Source organism: Rheinheimera texasensis DSM 17496 (assembly GCF_000711985.1).
GTDB classification, from domain to species: Bacteria; Pseudomonadota; Gammaproteobacteria; order Enterobacterales; family Alteromonadaceae; genus Pararheinheimera; species Pararheinheimera texasensis.
Window position 1 is genome coordinate 995,537 of sequence record NZ_JONU01000007.1, and the last position, 17,344, is coordinate 1,012,880.

The window sequence follows — 17,344 nt, forward strand, 5'->3', positions numbered from 1 at the left end:
GGCTGATTCTGACTATTGCTCACTACAGGTTCTCACTGCTGATTTGCTGCGCGCAGTCTAAACGGCCGGGCCCGAACTGCCAACAGCTGCAGATGTTGGTTGAGCAAAGGGCGCGCAAACGGCATAATATGCGGCCTTTTTTAAGCGGAGTTCCCGATGAGTCAGCAAGCCAATCCCGACCAGTCAGTATTAGCGCAACCGGATTTGCCGGATGCAGCAACAGCGGCTGATGAGCCGAAATATCTGCGTCGGATCCGCAGTTTTGTCCTGCGGGAAGGCCGTCTGACTAAAGGCCAGCAACGTAGTCTGGAATTATTCTGGCCAACACTTGGCCTGGAATACCAAAACGAACTTTATGATTTAGAACAGGTTTTTGGCCGTAAAGCCCCTGTCGTACTGGAAATCGGTTTTGGTATGGGTAAATCGCTGGTGGCTATGGCCAAAGCCGCACCGGAGCAGGATTTTATCGGTATCGAAGTGCACAAACCCGGTGTTGGCGCTTGTCTTGGTGAAGCAGAAACAGCCGGTGTTTCTAACCTTAGGTTATTTGAACACGACGCGGTTGAAGTACTGCGCGACTGTATTGCCGATGCATCTTTAGACACTATCCAGTTATTTTTCCCGGACCCATGGCATAAAAAACGCCATCACAAACGCCGTATAGTCCAGCCGGATTTTGTGCAGATGCTACGGCAGAAGCTCAAAATCGGTGGAGTGTTCCATATGGCAACCGACTGGGAAAACTACGCCGAGCATATGCTGGAAGTGATGAGCGCTGCCGAAGGTTACCGCAACCTCGCGACAGACCAAAAATATGTGCCGCGCCCGGATCACCGGCCTTTAACTAAATTCGAAAACCGCGGCGTGAATCTTGGCCACGGCGTTTGGGATTTAATGTTTGAGCGTAAAGCCTGATGTTATTCCCGCAAAGCCAGCTACTGCTGCGCAACCTCAACGATTTACAAGGCAAAGTACTGCTGGTTGAACCTATGGCCGATGATTTGGCACAGGAGCTGACCCGCGCCGGCGTCGATTTCAGTGTTTATTGCACAGATGCGGCCGTCGCTAAAGCATTCAGCCGTGCCAACGCCTGTTATTTTGCTGCAAGGCTTGAAACGACAGACAAATTCGACACCGTGGTGCTGTTTTACCCAAAAAGCAAAGAGCAACTGGCCTTTACACTGGCCGAACTTAGCGCAGTACTGCACACCGACAGTCAGATTTATCTGGTTGGCGACAACAAAGGCGGCATTAAAAGCCTGGTCGCGCATGCAGCGAAATTTGGCTTACATGCGCATAAACTCGATAACGCCAAACACTGTTTATGGTTTGCCTTAACCGGGCTTTTTGCAAAACCACTGCCGAAACAGGATTTTGGCCGCTTTAAACTAAGCGCCCAAATAGCTGGCGTCAGCAAAGACCTCGAATTCTGCTCGCTGCCGGGTGTGTTTAACCACGGTAAACTGGACGCAGGCACTGCCTTGTTGTTGCAGCAGCTTGGCCATGTACAAAGCGGCAAAGTGCTGGATTTTGCCTGTGGTGCCGGCATTATCGGCGCACTGCTGAAGTTACAGCAGCCGGCGATTGAGCTTTATGCCACTGACATCTGCGCACTGGCTGCTGCTTCAACCACAGCCACGCTGGCACTGAACAAGTTACAGGGCCAGGTACGTTGTCAGGATGGATTAACTGCCGACCTGCCGAAATTTCAGCATATTGTCACTAACCCCCCCTTTCACACTGGCCTGAAAACGGATTTGTCGGTAGCGGAGATTTTTATCAGCCAATGTAAGCAACATCTTACTAGTGGCGGCACGCTGACTCTGGTCGCTAACGCGCATTTACCTTATGCGCAGTGGCTGCAGACGGCTTTTGGCAATGTCAAAGAACTGGCGCGGCAGCAAGGTTTCGTGGTGTATCAAAGTAAATTCAGCGGCTGATAGGCTGCTTTAGATAAAAAAGGCGCCCAAGGCGCCTTTTTTAATCCCGAAATTAGTCAATCGGCCAGATAAATCTGCCGGCTTTGGTAACTGCCAAGATATTCTTCACGATTTTGAAAAAGCGCCGGCACCAAATACAAGTCACCACCTTCTACCCAATAAATGGCGTTCTGTGAGAACTTACGAGCCAAATCAACAGCAGTCGCTTTGTCACATAACACAGCCCAGCTTTGTTCCTGAAAGGACAGATCCGGTGATGCCCCAATCAGGCGGCGATGTGGCAGATGAGCAGCATTCAGGCGGGTTTCGAACTGACAATCTAAGGTTAAATTTAATTGATGGTGTTTTACATCACCAAAAGGATTTTGCGCACTGATAATGGCGAAATTGATTTGGTCACCTAGTGGCTGATGACACAAGAACACGCTGGTTTTATAGCTTTCCCAAAGATCCATCAACGGCTCCTGTCAGCAAATGCATGCCGCGGAACACTATAACTGAGCCAAAGATTTTTGTCAGGCCGTTTGCTTAATTAACTGAATGTGCATAACATCAGACAACGCTTATCAGGAAGTGAAAGTCTCCGCCAAATCAATCAGATGTTGGCAATGGACCTGATAAAAATGTTGTAAGGGGCTGTGAACGGATACATGAATTCCTTATTACGCACGACATCTATTAAAGCCGCATTAAGCTGGGTCGTGATGCTGATTTGCAGCGTCACCTTGCTGGCATCGCTGACTATTTCTACACTGCAGGACATCAGTTTTCAGAAGAAAAAACTGATTGATCAGTTACATGCCTATGCCAACATCATCGCATTTAACTCTGTTGCCGGTATCTTGTATGACGACCCGGAAATAGAAGAAAACCGGCTGAAGTCCTTTGCCGCTGTTGATATTTTGCACAACATTCATATCTACAAATTAACAGCTGAAACCGGCGAGCTCAGTTTTTTTTCCAGTTATAACAGACGCGACGTCGGCCCTCACCCCACTCAATTCACCAAAGTCAGTCAACTGCAGCAACCGCAGTTCGAGAGCGACATTGTAGAGATTAGCAAGGTTGTTGAATTTGAAGGTAAAAAACTAGGCTACATCTATATTCGCGCCAGCATGGAAGAGCTGAGCAAGTACGTACAAAGCCGTATTCTTTTTGATTTGCTGATTGCCGTCATTGCTTTGTTGTGCGCTTATTTTATTAGTCGACTACTACAAAAGCGTTTTACCGCACCGATTGAAACATTGCTTACAACTGTGCAAAAAGTCACCAAAGAAAAAAACTATTCCGTGCGCATGCCATTGACTGACATAGAAGAGTTGCAAATGCTTGGCCGAGCCGTAAATAACATGCTCGAACGCATCGAACAGCAAATTAATAAGCTGCAGCAGGCAGAACAGGAAATTCGGCAATTAAACCAAGGGCTTGAAGCCAAAATTAACGAACGGACTGTGGCGCTGAAGAGTTCAAACCAGGACTTACTGAACACGCTGGAAACCCTGCATCAATACCAGAATCAAATTGTTGAAACTGAAAAAATGGCCAGTCTTGGCCAGATGGTCGCAGGTGTAGCGCATGAAGTTAATACGCCGATTGGTCTGGGCGTGACGGCTTCCACGCTGATGCAGGATAAACTGAGCGACATTCAAAAAGCCTTTGACGAGAAAAAACTGACGTCGAATCAGCTGGCGAAGTTCTTCAGTGAAAGCAAAGAAAATCTCGGCATTATCTACCGGAATCTGGAACGAGCTGCCAGCCTGATCCGCAGTTTTAAACAGGTTGCTGTTGATCAATCTAATGAGAACCGCCGTCAATTCAATATGTTGCAATTGATGAATGAAGTGCTGTTGTCGTTGCGGCCAAATTTAAAGAAAACTCAGCATCAGGTTTTAATTGAGTGCGACCCACACCTCGAAATCGACAGTAAACCAGGCCCGATCAACCAAATTTTGATTAACCTGATTATGAACAGCCTGATCCACGCCTTTGAACATACCGACCATGGCACTATCAGCATCAGCGTCAAAGTGGAGCAAAATCGTTGCCAAATTCACTACAAAGATAACGGTTCAGGCGTGCCTGAAAATATCAAAAAACGCATCTTTGACCCCTTCGTCACGACTAAACGCGGTGAAGGTGGCAGCGGTCTGGGCATGCATCTGGTCTATAACCTGGTGACTCAGGCACTGAACGGTAAAATCAGTCTGGAAAGTGCTTTAGGTGAAGGCGTAGACATCCTGTTTGATTTCCCGGTCATAGTCAAAGCCAGTACAGCATCCACGCTAGCGCACAGTTAAGTATTTGTTTTGCATAGACAAACACCAATACCGCACTCAGTAATTAAGAAAAATCTAATTGTTAACAAAATCACTTGTTAACAAATGGACCCAAAGCTATAATTGCAAAAAAAATGGCAACTGGTTGTCATTTGACCAATCTCGACACGCGCGAAAATCCAACATAGTTAACATAAGGTTTATCTCCATGCAGACGCCGGTGATTTTGATCGTTGAAGACGAGGAAGTAACCCGTTTAAATCTGGTCCAGTTGTTCGAAGGCGAAGGCTACGATGTACTTGAAGCCGTAAATGGTGAAGAGATGCATCAGCAACTGACCGACAATACCGTCAATCTGATTGTTATGGACATTAATCTGCCAGGGAAAAATGGCTTAATTCTGGCGCGTGAATTACGCCAGAAAGAAAACATCGGTTTAATTTTCTTAACCGGCCGCGACAGCGAAGTTGATCGTATCCTGGGTCTGGAAATTGGCGCCGACGACTACCTGACCAAACCATTTAACCCACGTGAACTGACTATTCGCGCCCGCAACCTGTTAAGCCGCACTGTGGCTCAGCCAGTGGTCGAAGAGCATAAGAGTGTGGTTAAGTTCAATGGCTGGACGCTGGATGAAAACAGCCGCAACCTGACGTCGCCAAAAGGCGTGTCACGTCGTCTGCCAAAAGGCGAATACCGCGCGCTGCGTCTGATGCTGGATACTCCGGGTAAAATTTTCACCCGCGAACAATTAATCCGCCACATGACAGGCCGTGATTTACGTCCAAACGACCGTACTGTGGACGTGACTATCCGCCGCATCCGTAAACACTTTGAATCAGACATCGACAGCCCGGAGCTGATCAGCACTATCCACGGCGAAGGCTATCGCTTTGTTGGCAAGCTGGAAAAATAATCAGCTTGCTATCGGATAATTAAACGGCGACTCAGGTCGCCGTCTTTATTTTGCATCTTTTATCAGGATACTCAGAGCCCGGCGCCACCAGCTAGCCTTCATAAGCGTCCAGATACTCAGCCAACAGTTGCAAATGTGTATCTATCGTCAGATGAAATTCTATCAGTTGCCGCTCTATTGCCGGCCAGTTGGGCTGTTCCAGCTGTTCTAATTGTTTGGCCTGTTGCTGCACCCATAGTAAACCGACAGAAGCAGCTGCACCTTTCAATTTATGCGCCGCGTCCTGAAATTCCTGCAATTGCTGCAGTGTCGCAGCTTCCACCATTTTATTGACATAGCCCGGCACTAACTGCTGAAACAGCTGCATACTGCGCTGCATCGGCGCTTTGCCAAGCGACTGCAGATAGTCCTGTAAAGTTGAGGTATCAAGCACAGTGTCTGCTGCTTCGTTGTCATCAGGATCTGTGCTCTGACTTTGCCGCATCGCACTAGGTGAAAACAACCGCGCCAGTACCTGATCTAATTTATTAGTATTAATCGGTTTTGCTAAAGCCCCGGCGATTTGGATGCCTTCAAGCTGCTGCTCAGCTTTGCGCACGTTGGCGCTTAACACTACAATCGGAATTTGGGCCAGATGCGGCTCTTGTTGCATAAAACGGGCGATCTGGTCACCGGTCATATCCGGCAGCTGCATATCCAGCAGAACCAAATCAATATCATCTTCGGTTTCCAGCAGAGCCAGCGCATCTTCACCAGTTTCAGCATGCACCACAGTATGGCCGCGTTGCTCCAGCAAATTGGTGGCGATTTCAGCATTCAGCGGCACATCTTCCACCAGCAATACCGTCAGTTCAGGGCATACCATTAACTGGCTGAGCTCAGGCGCCTGTTGCAGTTCTGTCGGCAGGCGCACGGTAAAATGACTGCCCTGATTGAGCTGACTTTGCACCGTCACCGAACCGCCCATCGCCTCAACTAAAGCTTTGGACACCGACAACCCGATGCCGGAACCGACAATACTTAAACGCCGGCCATCGCTGGATTTGTAGTACATGTCAAAAATGCGCTGTTGTTCATGTGCTGAAATGCCGATGCCGGTATCACTGACGACAAAAATCAGCTCGTTATCACACAACTCAGCATAAAGACTAATTTCACCGCGGGCGGTGAATTTCACTGCGTTACTGAGTAAATTCCACAGCACCTGGCGCACCCGGGTCGGGTCCAATTTAAGATGCCCTTGCAGTTCACCGACTTGCTGTAGCTTGAAACTCAAACCTTTTTGCTGACAAATCAATTCGGCGAAATTAGCAATATCGAGTATAAACTGCGCGATATCAGTGCTTTGATACAGAATATCCAAATCCTGCCGGTCAATTTTGTCCAAATCGATAATGTCGTTAAAGATATTACCTAAGGTTTCAGCGCTGCTAAAAATGGTATTGGCCCAGCTGCGCTGCTCGTCGGTGAGCCTTGTTTCCAGCAGCCGCCGGGTTAAACCGACAATACCATTGAGCGGGGTGCGCAGCTCATGGCTTAAAGTCGCGATAAATTTGCCTTTATCCTGATATGCGCGCTCCAGCGCTTGCTCCGCCATTTTGCGCGACGTGATGTCCCGGCCAAAGCCGAGTAAACCGATGTACCTGCCCTGGCGGTCAAAAAACGGCACTTTGCGCATCTCAAACCACATCAACTGTCCATCCGGCGTGTTGTACTCCACGTCCAACGTCAGTTCTGCCTGGTTTACTGAAACTTCATGGTCGGTCAGAATGGCTGCCGGTGCCATATCTGGCGCGTAAATCTCTGACGGATAATGGCCAATCAGTTCGCTGGAGCTTTTGCCAATCATCCTCTCAAACATTTTATTGCAGCTGGCGAAGCGGCCGGTTTCATCGCGGTAATAAAACAGGTCCGGTGAACTGTCGACAATCGACTTCATAAGTAAACTCTGTTCTTCCACTAACAGTTGGGTCTTTTTACGCTCAGTGATTTCTTTTCGCAGCTCATCAACCGCCTGACGTTTGGCCTGGAAGGCTTTTTTCCGCTCTTCAATTTCAAAGTTCAGCTGACGGATATTCTCTTGCAGATTTTCGTTCAGACGTTTTTCCTGCCGCGCGGAGTCCTGCAGATAAAACAAGGTGGCATCGAGGTGTTTAATCAGATAAAGACAGGCAGAAACTAACGGCGGCGCGGCGACCAAGGCAAACAACAAAGCGCCGCTGATCAGATCCCAGTCCACTCTATTATGTAAAGTCAGGCTAAATGCCAGCGCTATCAGGCCCGAAGCCACAATAATCAGCAAGGTGGTCAGGCTGAATAATTGCAACCACCCCCACTGCTTCAGCACCAGCGCCAGCTGACTGACCCAGGGATGGATCCGGTATTGACTCATGCAGTGACAACCTCTTTTGTGCCTGCGCAGCCGTATTTTGCGCCTTTTTCAGCACACCGGCACCTTGGTGAAAATTCGAAGAGAAACCGCATCTTATCTGTGTCGTGACGGCTTGATTTGTTCCCGTTAGATTATCTTGTCCTGACTAGTTTGCCAATTGCAGTTAACGGGCAGTACACCGGCATAGCGGACAGATCCTGAACCCAGCAAGACATCAACTCAAAGCCTGACTGATCCGGCTGACTTGTCAGTGCGTAAATGAAAGGAGTAAAATACCTGACTAATTTTATCAGGTATTAGAGCGCCGGCCCACAAATAGCAGCGCACCACAGATGAAGTTCAACGCCGGTACGCTAATCGAGCGAAAAAATGGATGGCACCTTTGCAAATTTTTCATAAGACAAATGTGTGAAGCTTGATAGAATGCCGCCCTTTCCAGACCAAGCGTGCTGAAGTAGTCGCAACAGACAGACCCGGAGATTTCATGCCGATAGCGATGCCAGATGTAGCCAACCAATCATGTGCCACCACCGAAGGCACTTTAGACTGGGTTGGCATGAGCCAAATTGAAGTGCCGCTGATGCTGGCATTACACGGCGAAGCGCCGCGTCAGGTCAGTGCTAAAGTAGAAGCATTCGTTAACCTGGCAGACCCGAAAGCCAAAGGTATTCACATGTCGCGGCTGTATCTCGCGCTCGACGAGTTGTCGCGCGAATCCAGCTTAAGCCATGCCACCTTGTGTGAGTTGCTCGACACCTTTATTACCACTCATGAAGATTTAAGCAATCAGGCTTTTGTGAAGTTTGATTTTGACCTGCATTTACGCCGCAAGGCACTGATCACCGAAAAACAGGGCTGGAAAGCTTATCCTGTGACAATCACAGGTCAGGTGGTGGAGAACCAGCTGCAGGTTGAGCTGAAAGTGAATGTGCCATATTCATCAACCTGCCCTTGCTCTGCGGCATTGGCGCGTCAGCTTATTCAGGAAGCTTTTGTCGCCCGTTTTGCCGGTCAGCAGCAAATTAGCAGTGAACTGGTGGTCGATTGGCTTGGCACCACCCAAGGCATAGTGGCAACGCCACACAGCCAACGTTCTGTGGCCGAAGTGAAAGTAAAACTGCAACGCAGTGTCAGCGAATTCCCGATTGTCGCGCTGATTGATGCGATTGAAGATGCGCTGAAAACGCCGGTGCAGGCTGCGGTAAAACGCGCCGATGAGCAGGAATTTGCCCGCTTAAACGGTCAGAATCTGATGTTCTGTGAAGACGCCGCCCGCCGGTTAAAACATGCCTTAAATGGTCTGACCGAGTTTGAAGATTTCTGGCTGCGGGTCAACCACTATGAATCGCTGCATGCGCATGACGCTGTTGCGGTGACAGTGAAAGGTCTGCAGGGCGGCTACCGCGCTTAGGTGCTGTCCCATCACGGCGCTGAATAGCGCGCATATTTAGCGCATATATCTGCGACTAAAAACCAACAAAAAGCTGCCGGTGGCAGCTTTTTTTATCTCTCCTGTCAGCAAAGAAGCACCGAAAAACAGCAATTTCTGTAATTTTATTACATTTACGCGCAACAGGCCGATGCGGTGAATCACCGGAGCTTTGCCAAAAGTCATCTTGCAATTTTCAGCAAAAATCGGTATATCTGATAGCAGGTCTTTACGTTCAGACGTCCAGACCCCACTAAAATAACAACTCAAACAGCCATTGACCCTTGAAAGTACGACCGTTATTTTCTTTCACACGTAAAAACCAAAATTAAAAGAATATAAATTCACTATTTTTACATTTTTATTTATGCAGGACAGGTTGGAGGGAGTGTGTCATGGCGTTGTATCACCACAGCCAGGCCAGAGAAAACTGTGGCTTTGGTCTGATCACCCATCTTGAAGGGGTGGCAAGTCACCGGATCGTCAGGACTGCAATCAGCGGTCTGGCCCGGATGCAGCATCGCGGTGGCATTTCAGCAGACGGTAAAACCGGAGACGGTTGCGGCTTGCTGATGCAGAAACCTGATAGTTTTTTCCGTGCTATTGCCGCGGAAAATAACTGGGTGCTGGGCAAAAAGTATGGCGTCGGGATGATTTTTTTAAGTCAGGACCCGGTGAAAGCCGAAGTTGCCAAATCAATTATTGAAGCTGAAATTACCCGCGAGACCTTAACACTGGTCGGCTGGCGCGAAGTGCCAACTGACGCCACAGTGCTCGGGCCTATTGCGGCGAGCTCAATGCCGAAAATTATGCAGGTGTTTGTCAGTGCCCAGCCAGGCTGGGGTGACCACGACCTGGAGCGTCGCCTCTACATGCTGCGCCGTCGCGCCGAAAAGCTAGTCGCCGAGCAATTGCCGGACGACAGCGATTTTTATATTCCGAGTTTTTCCAGTCTGGTCACCGTATTTAAAGGCCTGATGATGCCGGCCGACTTACCGGGGTTTTATCTGGATTTAGCCGATATCCGCATGGAAACCGCAATTTGTGTGTTCCACCAGCGCTTCTCGACTAACACTATGCCACGCTGGGCTTTGGCGCAGCCATTCCGTTTTCTGGCGCACAACGGTGAAATCAATACCATCACCGGCAACCGGCAATGGGCGCGCGCGCGGCAATATAAATTTGCCTCGCCGCTGATTCCGGATATGTCACAGGCGGCGCCTTACGTTGGCACAAAAGGTTCAGATTCCAGTTCACTCGACAACATGCTGGAGCTGTTTTTAGCCGGTGGCATGGATTTATTCCGCGCCATGCGTTTGCTGGTGCCGCCAGCATGGCAAGGCAATAAAGTCATGGATGATGACTTAAAGGCGTTTTACGAATTCAACTCCATGCATATGGAGCCGTGGGACGGGCCGGCCGGTATCGTTCTGACCAATGGTCAGCACGTGGCCTGTAATCTGGACCGCAATGGCCTGCGCCCTGCCCGCTTTGTTATCACCAAAGACAAGTTAATTACGCTGGCTTCTGAAGTCGGGATCTGGGATTACACTGCAGATGAAGTGCTGGAAAAAGGCCGCGTCGGCCCGGGCGAGATGCTGGCGATCGATACACAAACCGGTAAAATCTGGCGCTCCGACGAAATCGACGCCGACTTAAAAGCACGCCACCCTTACCGGCACTGGCTGAACCAGAACGTGCAGCGTCTGGTACCATACGAGAAGTTTGAAACTGATCTCATCGGCAAACGCGTGTTCTCGGACGATGAGATGCTGGTGCTGCATAAGCTGTTTAACTACAGCTATGAAGAAATTGATCAGGTCATCACTGTCCTTGCCAAAGATGGTCAGGAAGCCGTTGGCTCTATGGGCGATGATACGCCGATGGCAGTGTTGTCACGTAAACCACGCACTTTCTACGATTATTTCCGCCAGCAGTTTGCTCAGGTGACGAACCCGCCAATTGACCCGTTGCGCGAAGCGCACGTGATGTCGCTGGCGACCAGTATTGGCCGCGAACACAACGTGTTCAGCGAAACCGCCGGCTATGCCCGTCGCATTCAGTTTGAATCGCCGGTGATGATGTATTCTGACCTGAAGCAGTTAAAAACTGCTGATCAGAATTTCTACAAACACCACATCATCTCGATTAACTACGCACCGGAAGAGGGTCTGGAAAATGCGCTGCGTCGCATTGCCGCCGAAGCAGTACAAGTGGTGCGTGAAGAAAACGTGGTGCTGGTCATTCTGACTGACCGCAAAATCCAGCAAGGTTTTGTGCCGGTACCGGCCGCGATGGCGGTCGGTGCGGTGCACCACGCATTGGTCGACAACCAGCTGCGCTGCGATTCGAACATCATTATCGAAACCGCCGGTGCGCGCGACCCGCACCACTTTGCCGTGCTGGTTGGTTTAGGCGCGACTGGCATTTATCCGTTCCTGGCTTATGAGACCATCGAACAGCTGGTGGAGAAAGGCAATATCAACCTGACCGCGCGTCAGGCCGTGCTGAATTACCGCAAAGGCATTAACAAAGGCCTGTACAAAATCATGTCGAAAATGGGTATTTCTACAGTGGCCAGTTACCGCTGTTCCAACCTGTTTGAGGCAGTTGGTATCAATAAAAATGTGATGCAGCTTTGCTTCCCGGACGTGCCGTCACGTTTGGGCGGTGCCGATTTCACTGATTTTGAAGCAGACGTGTTAGTGCGCGCCAATACCGCCTGGCTGAAGCGTAAACCGCTGACGCACGGAGGTTTGTTAAAATACGTGCATGATGGTGAATACCACGCCTATAACCCGGATGTGGTACAAACCTTACAAAAAGCGGTGCGTAGCGGCGAATATGATGACTACAAAGCTTATCGCGATGTGGTGAACACTCGTCCGGTCGCGCATATCCGCGATTTGTTTGTGCTGGATACCTCTAAAGCCACGCCAATCGCGCTGGATAAAGTCGCCCCGGCCGAACAGCTGTATCCGCGGTTTGACAGCGCTGCGATGTCGATTGGCGCTTTAAGCCCGGAAGCGCATGAAGCCTTAGCTATTGCGATGAACCGGCTCGGTGGCCGTTCCAACTCAGGTGAAGGTGGTGAAGACCCACGCCGCTTTGGCACGGAAAAGAACAGTAAAATCAAGCAAGTGGCTTCTGGTCGCTTCGGTGTGACGCCGCATTATCTGGTTAATGCAGAAGTCATCCAGATTAAAGTGGCACAAGGCGCCAAGCCTGGTGAAGGTGGTCAGCTGCCGGGCGAAAAAGTTACCGCGGAAATTGCCCGCCTGCGTTATTCAGTGCCGGGTGTGACGCTGATCTCCCCTCCACCGCATCACGATATTTATTCGATTGAAGATTTGTCACAGCTGATTTTTGACTTAAAACAGGTCAATCCGCAGGCGTTGATCTCGGTCAAACTGGTGTCAGAGCCAGGCGTAGGCACTATCGCCACTGGTGTGGCCAAAGCCTATGCAGATCTTATTACTGTGTCCGGCTACGACGGCGGCACCGGCGCCAGCCCGCTGACTTCGGTCAAATATGCCGGTAGCCCGTGGGAACTGGGCCTTGCTGAAGTACATCAGGCATTAGTGGAAAACGGCTTGCGCGACCGCGTGCGGTTACAGGTTGACGGTGGTTTGAAAACCGGTCTGGACGTGGTCAAAGCGGCAATTTTAGGCGCCGAGAGCTTCGGTTTTGGTACCGGCCCTATGGTGGCGCTTGGCTGTAAATTCCTGCGGATTTGCCATTTGAATAACTGTGCGACCGGCGTTGCTACCCAAGACGCCACCCTGCGCCGTGACCATTTCAACGGCTTGCCGGACATGGTGATGAACTACTTTAAGTTCATCTCCCAGGAAGTGCGCGAACTGTTGGCCGAGCTTGGCGTTAGCCAGCTGACCGACCTGATTGGCCGTACTGATTTACTCAGCGTTAAACCGGGTGAAACCACCCGTCAGGCCAAACTGGATTTAACGCCGATCCTGCAGGCAAGCGGTGTCAGCTCCGATAAACCACTGTATTGCGTGCAGAACAACGACCCGTTTGATAACGGCCCGTTAAACCAGCTGTTAGTGGAACGCTGCGCGGACATGGTCAAGTACAAAACTGGTGGCCGGCTCAATCTGGCTATCCGCAACACCGACCGTTCAGTTGGCGCCAAGTTGTCAGGCCTTATTGCCCGCACGCACGGCAATCAGGGCATGGCGACTGAGCCAATTGAAGTGCAGTTCAGCGGCACTGCCGGCCAGAGTTTCGGCGTCTGGAATGCCGGTGGTCTGCACCTGTCGCTGCAAGGCGATGCCAACGACTATGTCGGCAAAGGCATGACCGGTGGCCAGCTCGCAGTGTATCCACCAAAAGGCTGTAGTTTCGCCAAAGACAACGCCACTATCGTCGGCAACACCTGTTTATACGGCGCCACAGGCGGCCGTCTTTATGCAGCAGGCCGCGCCGGCGAACGCTTCGCGGTGCGTAACTCCGGCGCTATTGCGGTGATTGAAGGCACTGGCGATAACTGCTGTGAATATATGACCGGCGGCGTGGTCGTGGTGCTCGGCCAGACTGGCGTCAACTTTGGCGCCGGCATGACTGGTGGTTTTGCTTATCTGTATGACGAGCAGAATGACCTGGACCTTCGCGTTAACGGCGAACTGGTGGAAACGCTGGAAGTCAGCACGCCAATTCTGCAGGAACATTTACGCAGTCTTATCCATCAACATTTTGAAGCCACTGGCTCCGAACGCGCGCATCAGATTTTGTCGTCGTTCCAGAGCTGTTTAAGTAAATTTAAGCTGGTGAAACCAAAAACCAGCGACGTGAACACCCTGCTGGGCCACCGCGCCCGCTCGTCCGCCGAGCTGCGGGTTCAGGCGATGTAAGGAGGACCTATGGCTCAGAACGTTTATCAGTTTATCGATGTAAAGCGGGTGGACCCACCGAAAAAATCGCTGGATGCCCGCACTATTGAGTTTGTTGAAATTTATCAGCCGATGACCGAGACCCAGGCGGCCGGTCAGGCCGACCGTTGTCTGGATTGCGGCAACCCCTATTGCGAATGGAAATGTCCGGTGCATAACTACATTCCGCAGTGGCTGAAGCTGGCCAATGACGGTCGTATTGTTGAAGCGGCCGAGCTGTCGCACAAAACCAACTCGTTGCCGGAAGTTTGCGGCCGGGTGTGTCCGCAGGACAGGCTCTGTGAAGGCGCCTGTACCCTGAACGAAGGTTTTGGCGCTGTCACTATCGGTTCAATCGAGAAGTACATCACCGACAAAGCCTTTGAAATGGGCTGGCGGCCGGATTTATCCGCGGTGGTGAAAACCGACAAAAAAGTTGCAGTGATTGGCGCAGGCCCGGCCGGTTTGGCTTGTGCTGACGTGTTAATCCGTAACGGCGTCTCACCGGTAGTGTTTGATAAATATCCGGAGATCGGCGGCCTGCTGACCTTTGGTATTCCACCATTTAAGCTGGAAAAAGATGTACTGAAGTTGCGCCGTGAAATTTTCACTGCGATGGGCATTGAGTTCCGCCTCAATACCACAGTCGGCGTGGATGTCAGCTTCGACAGCTTGTTGGATCAGTATGATGCGGTGTTCCTGGCACTTGGTACCTACACGCCGATGCAAGGTGGCCTTGCCAATGAAAACGCGCCGGGTGTCTATGAAGCGCTGCCGTATTTAATCGGTAATGTGAATAACCTGCACGGCTGGACCACAGAGCACCCTTTTGTCGACTTAAAAGGCAAAAAAGTGGTGGTGTTAGGTGGTGGTGATACCGCGATGGACTGTGTGCGCACAGCAATCCGTCAGGGCGCCAGCAAAGTGATTTGTGCTTATCGCCGGGATGAGGCCAACATGCCGGGTTCACGCCGTGAAGTACAAAACGCGCGCGAAGAAGGTGTCGAGTTCATGTTTAACCTGCAGCCGCTGGGCATTGAAGTTAATGCGCAAGGTCATGCTGTAGGTGTCAACGTGGTCACTACCGCTTTAGGTGCACCGGACGCCAAAGGCCGCCGTTCGCCGGAGCCGGTGGCAGGTTCAGAGCAACTGCTGGACGCAGATGCGGTCATTGTCGCCTTCGGTTTCCAGCCAAGCCCGCCAAAATGGCTGGCAGATCAAGGTGTTGCCCTTGATAGTAAAGGCCGGGTTGTGGCGGCAGAAGATAGCTTGTTCCCGCTGCAAACCAGCCAGCAGAAAATCTTCGCCGGTGGCGACATGGTGCGTGGCTCTGACTTAGTGGTCACAGCTATTGCTCAGGGCCGCAAAGCCGCTGAAGGCATTCTGGACTATCTGGCGGTCTGACTTATCAGATATACCTGACGAAAACCCGGCTGTTACGCCGGGTTTTGTTTTTCTGCTTTGCGGATATCTGGTAAACCAGCTCAGTTCAGCCCCGGGTAGCAGCTGGTACAACCAGACTTGTAAATATAATGTTGGATATCAGCCCCATTCCTCCGCTAGGATGGAGAAAAAAGGAGCCTGTTATGTCGCTGTCACGTAGTTCATTGTTATTGTTGTCATTATCCAGTTTGAGTGTTTCTGCGGCTACCGCCGATTTATCCCGTTTGTCTCTGCCACAAGCACAAGATTTGCTGCAACAAGGCAAGATAAACTCTGTACAACTGACCGAATATTACCTCAAACGCATTGCACTATTGGACGATACAGGTCCTGCCCTACATGCAGTCACTGATACTAATCCTGACGCTTTAAATCAGGCCAAAACTCTGGATGCCGAACGCAAAGCCGGCAAAATTCGTGGCCCTTTGCATGGTATGCCAGTGTTACTAAAAGCCAATATCGCCACAGCAGACCAACTGCCAACCACAGCTGGCGCGCTGGTACTGAAAGATTTTAAAACTAGTGTCGATGCCACCCTGGTCAGTCAATTGCGCGCCGCCGGTGCGGTCATTTTGGGCAAAACCAATTTATCTGAATGGGCAAATTTTCGTGGTGAAGGTTCAGCCAGTGGCTGGTCGGCCTTAGGCGGCCAGACCAAAAACCCTTATGTGCTGAGCCAAAGCCCTTGTGGTTCCAGCTCCGGCTCCGGCGTTGCGGTAGCCGCCGATTTAACTTTGCTAGCAGTCGGTACTGAAACGGACGGCTCTATTACCTGCCCTGCGGCAATTAATAACGTAGTGGGTATCAAACCGACGCATGGTGCAGTCTCTGGTCACGGCATTATCCCGATCGCGAGTTCGCAGGATATCGCTGGCCCCATGACGCGTAATGTCGCCGATGCTGCCGCGCTGTTACAAGTCATCGCCACACCGCAAGCACAACAACGTTTTGGTGATCTGAACAAGGCTCTGGCGCAGCAAAGCGTCAGGCAAGTGGTGCCAACAGTGGTATTGGTCCGTCACTACGACAAAGACTTTCCAGCTATCGCAAAGATGCTCGACCGGCTGAAACAGCAACTGACCGCTCTAGGCGTCACAGTCAAAGAACGCCAGACCTGGCAATTGCCAGACTCAGTCTATCAGGATGAATTTAACGTCTTAGTCTATGAATACAAACGCGATTTGAACCAGTGGTTAGAGGATTTCAAAGCACCGTCTGCAGCAAAAGATATTAAAAGCATCATTGCCTTTAACCAGCAACAAGGCAAAACCGCTTTGGCGTTTTTTGGTCAGCAATATTTAGAGCAGGCACAGGCCACAGATTTGGAAAAACAAAAAGCCGCCTATCAACAAGCCCGCCAGCGCTCACAACAGCAGGCCGCGGCTTTATTGGACGAAGACTTGGTGGATGGTGCATTAGTGATAGTGCCGGCGACAGGCCCGGCCTGGGCTATTGACCATGTCAAAGGTGATCAATATAACTTCGGTTCAGCCAGTGCTGCGGCAATTTCCGGTTATCCGTCGTTGACGCTGCCGGCAGGCTTTGACGGTCATTTGCCGCTGGGTGTCAGTATCATCGGTAAACCCTGGCAGGAAGCACGCATTATTGGCCTTGCCCACGCACTGGAGCAACAGCGCGGCCCGGTGGCGGCACCCACTTACCGTAGCAGCTTATAAGTGCTGATCCGGCGCTGTGGCGGATTTAATCCCAGTGAATGCTATGCTGCGCTTTCACCGCAGCTTTGAGCATATCCAGCAGCGGTACTGCACGCTGCTTCAGCCCCACAGCCGGCTCTTCTCCCGGTTGTGGCGGCGCAGTCATATCCACCACCTCGGCTAAAGCTTCCTGCAATTGCCACAATGCCTGCGGCACGTCGTCGGCATAAAATGCGCCCGGAACTTTGGGCTGAGCCCCCATCATCTGAATAAGCTGTAACGCCGGATCACCGAACATGGTGATCGGGTAATGATCTTTGCTATGAAAAGTAACCAGCATCGGTTGGTACTCCTGTTCGATTGACCATTCATACAGATTTTAATCTCAATATACGCCCACACCG

12 protein-coding genes are annotated in these 17,344 nt (G+C 50.8%); 8 read left to right on the forward strand and 4 right to left on the reverse strand.

Features of this window, described 5'->3' with window-relative positions:
• Positions 1–156 precede the first annotated feature (156 nt).
• Entirely contained in the window at positions 157–915 is a 759-nt protein-coding gene (trmB, locus tag Q399_RS0104610; RefSeq protein ID WP_037045542.1) for a tRNA (guanosine(46)-N7)-methyltransferase TrmB, read from the forward strand.
• A complete protein-coding gene (locus tag Q399_RS0104615; protein ID WP_031566093.1) occupies positions 915–1,940 on the forward strand; it encodes a methyltransferase in 1,026 nt (341 codons plus the stop codon). The genes trmB and Q399_RS0104615 overlap by 1 nt, the downstream gene beginning before the upstream one ends.
• Before the next feature lie 56 nt (positions 1,941–1,996).
• On the opposite strand, the gene Q399_RS0104620 is transcribed toward Q399_RS0104615, so the two are convergent.
• The gene (locus tag Q399_RS0104620) at positions 1,997–2,395 is read right to left on the reverse strand and encodes a DUF3293 domain-containing protein (RefSeq protein ID WP_031566095.1); all 399 of its coding nucleotides are present in this window, start codon (positions 2,393–2,395) and stop codon (positions 1,997–1,999) included.
• A gap of 195 nt (positions 2,396–2,590) precedes the next feature.
• On the opposite strand from Q399_RS0104620, the gene Q399_RS0104625 reads away from it, so the two are divergent.
• On the forward strand, positions 2,591–4,237 hold the full coding sequence (locus Q399_RS0104625; protein ID WP_031566097.1) for a HAMP domain-containing sensor histidine kinase: 1,647 nt from the start codon (positions 2,591–2,593) through the stop codon (positions 4,235–4,237).
• A gap of 187 nt (positions 4,238–4,424) precedes the next feature.
• The gene (arcA, locus tag Q399_RS0104630; protein WP_031566099.1) at positions 4,425–5,132 is read left to right on the forward strand and encodes a two-component system response regulator ArcA; all 708 of its coding nucleotides are present in this window, start codon (positions 4,425–4,427) and stop codon (positions 5,130–5,132) included.
• 91 nt (positions 5,133–5,223) lie between these two features.
• Here the strand turns inward: arcA and Q399_RS0104635 are convergent, their stop codons facing one another.
• A complete protein-coding gene (locus tag Q399_RS0104635; protein ID WP_031566101.1) occupies positions 5,224–7,524 on the reverse strand; it encodes an ATP-binding protein in 2,301 nt (766 codons plus the stop codon).
• A gap of 496 nt (positions 7,525–8,020) precedes the next feature.
• Between Q399_RS0104635 and folE2 the strand changes: the two genes are divergently transcribed.
• The gene (gene folE2 / locus Q399_RS0104640) at positions 8,021–8,935 is read left to right on the forward strand and encodes a GTP cyclohydrolase FolE2 (protein WP_422784840.1); all 915 of its coding nucleotides are present in this window, start codon (positions 8,021–8,023) and stop codon (positions 8,933–8,935) included.
• A gap of 36 nt (positions 8,936–8,971) precedes the next feature.
• On the opposite strand, the gene Q399_RS22065 is transcribed toward folE2, so the two are convergent.
• On the reverse strand, positions 8,972–9,139 hold the full coding sequence (locus tag Q399_RS22065) for a hypothetical protein (protein ID WP_157836222.1): 168 nt from the start codon (positions 9,137–9,139) through the stop codon (positions 8,972–8,974).
• A gap of 209 nt (positions 9,140–9,348) precedes the next feature.
• Here Q399_RS22065 and gltB point away from each other — a divergent pair, with 209 nt between their 5' ends.
• The 3 genes from gltB to Q399_RS0104660 all read left to right on the forward strand — a co-directional run bounded on the left by gltB (position 9,349) and on the right by Q399_RS0104660 (position 16,961).
• Positions 9,349–13,824, forward strand: a complete 4,476-nt coding sequence (gltB, locus tag Q399_RS0104650; RefSeq protein ID WP_031566105.1) for a glutamate synthase large subunit — start codon at positions 9,349–9,351, stop codon at positions 13,822–13,824.
• A gap of 9 nt (positions 13,825–13,833) precedes the next feature.
• Entirely contained in the window at positions 13,834–15,246 is a 1,413-nt protein-coding gene (locus Q399_RS0104655; RefSeq protein WP_031566107.1) for an FAD-dependent oxidoreductase, read from the forward strand.
• A 182-nt stretch (positions 15,247–15,428) separates the two neighbouring features.
• Complete coding sequence (locus Q399_RS0104660) at positions 15,429–16,961, forward strand: amidase (protein ID WP_051685742.1); 1,533 nt, start codon at positions 15,429–15,431, stop codon at positions 16,959–16,961.
• Between the two features lie 25 nt (positions 16,962–16,986).
• Here the strand turns inward: Q399_RS0104660 and Q399_RS0104665 are convergent, their stop codons facing one another.
• On the reverse strand, positions 16,987–17,280 hold the full coding sequence (locus Q399_RS0104665; protein ID WP_031566111.1) for a DUF1840 domain-containing protein: 294 nt from the start codon (positions 17,278–17,280) through the stop codon (positions 16,987–16,989).
• Between the last annotated feature and the right edge of the window lie 64 nt (positions 17,281–17,344).

What these genes read in the sequence shown, in the direction of transcription:
- Q399_RS0104635 (WP_031566101.1), bottom strand. Translation starts at nt 7,524, where the DNA reads ATGAGTCAATACCGGATCCATCCCTGGGTCAGTCAGCTGGCGCTGGTG.
- arcA (WP_031566099.1), top strand. Translation starts at nt 4,425, where the DNA reads ATGCAGACGCCGGTGATTTTGATCGTTGAAGACGAGGAAGTAACCCGT.
- Q399_RS0104660 (WP_051685742.1), top strand. Translation starts at nt 15,429, where the DNA reads ATGTCGCTGTCACGTAGTTCATTGTTATTGTTGTCATTATCCAGTTTG.
- trmB (WP_037045542.1), top strand. Translation starts at nt 157, where the DNA reads ATGAGTCAGCAAGCCAATCCCGACCAGTCAGTATTAGCGCAACCGGAT.
- Q399_RS0104625 (WP_031566097.1), top strand. Translation starts at nt 2,591, where the DNA reads ATGAATTCCTTATTACGCACGACATCTATTAAAGCCGCATTAAGCTGG.
- Q399_RS0104620 (WP_031566095.1), bottom strand. Translation starts at nt 2,395, where the DNA reads ATGGATCTTTGGGAAAGCTATAAAACCAGCGTGTTCTTGTGTCATCAG.
- Q399_RS0104665 (WP_031566111.1), bottom strand. Translation starts at nt 17,280, where the DNA reads ATGCTGGTTACTTTTCATAGCAAAGATCATTACCCGATCACCATGTTC.
- Q399_RS0104655 (WP_031566107.1), top strand. Translation starts at nt 13,834, where the DNA reads ATGGCTCAGAACGTTTATCAGTTTATCGATGTAAAGCGGGTGGACCCA.
- Q399_RS22065 (WP_157836222.1), bottom strand. Translation starts at nt 9,139, where the DNA reads ATGACTTTTGGCAAAGCTCCGGTGATTCACCGCATCGGCCTGTTGCGC.
- Q399_RS0104615 (WP_031566093.1), top strand. Translation starts at nt 915, where the DNA reads ATGTTATTCCCGCAAAGCCAGCTACTGCTGCGCAACCTCAACGATTTA.
- folE2 (WP_422784840.1), top strand. Translation starts at nt 8,021, where the DNA reads ATGCCAGATGTAGCCAACCAATCATGTGCCACCACCGAAGGCACTTTA.
- gltB (WP_031566105.1), top strand. Translation starts at nt 9,349, where the DNA reads ATGGCGTTGTATCACCACAGCCAGGCCAGAGAAAACTGTGGCTTTGGT.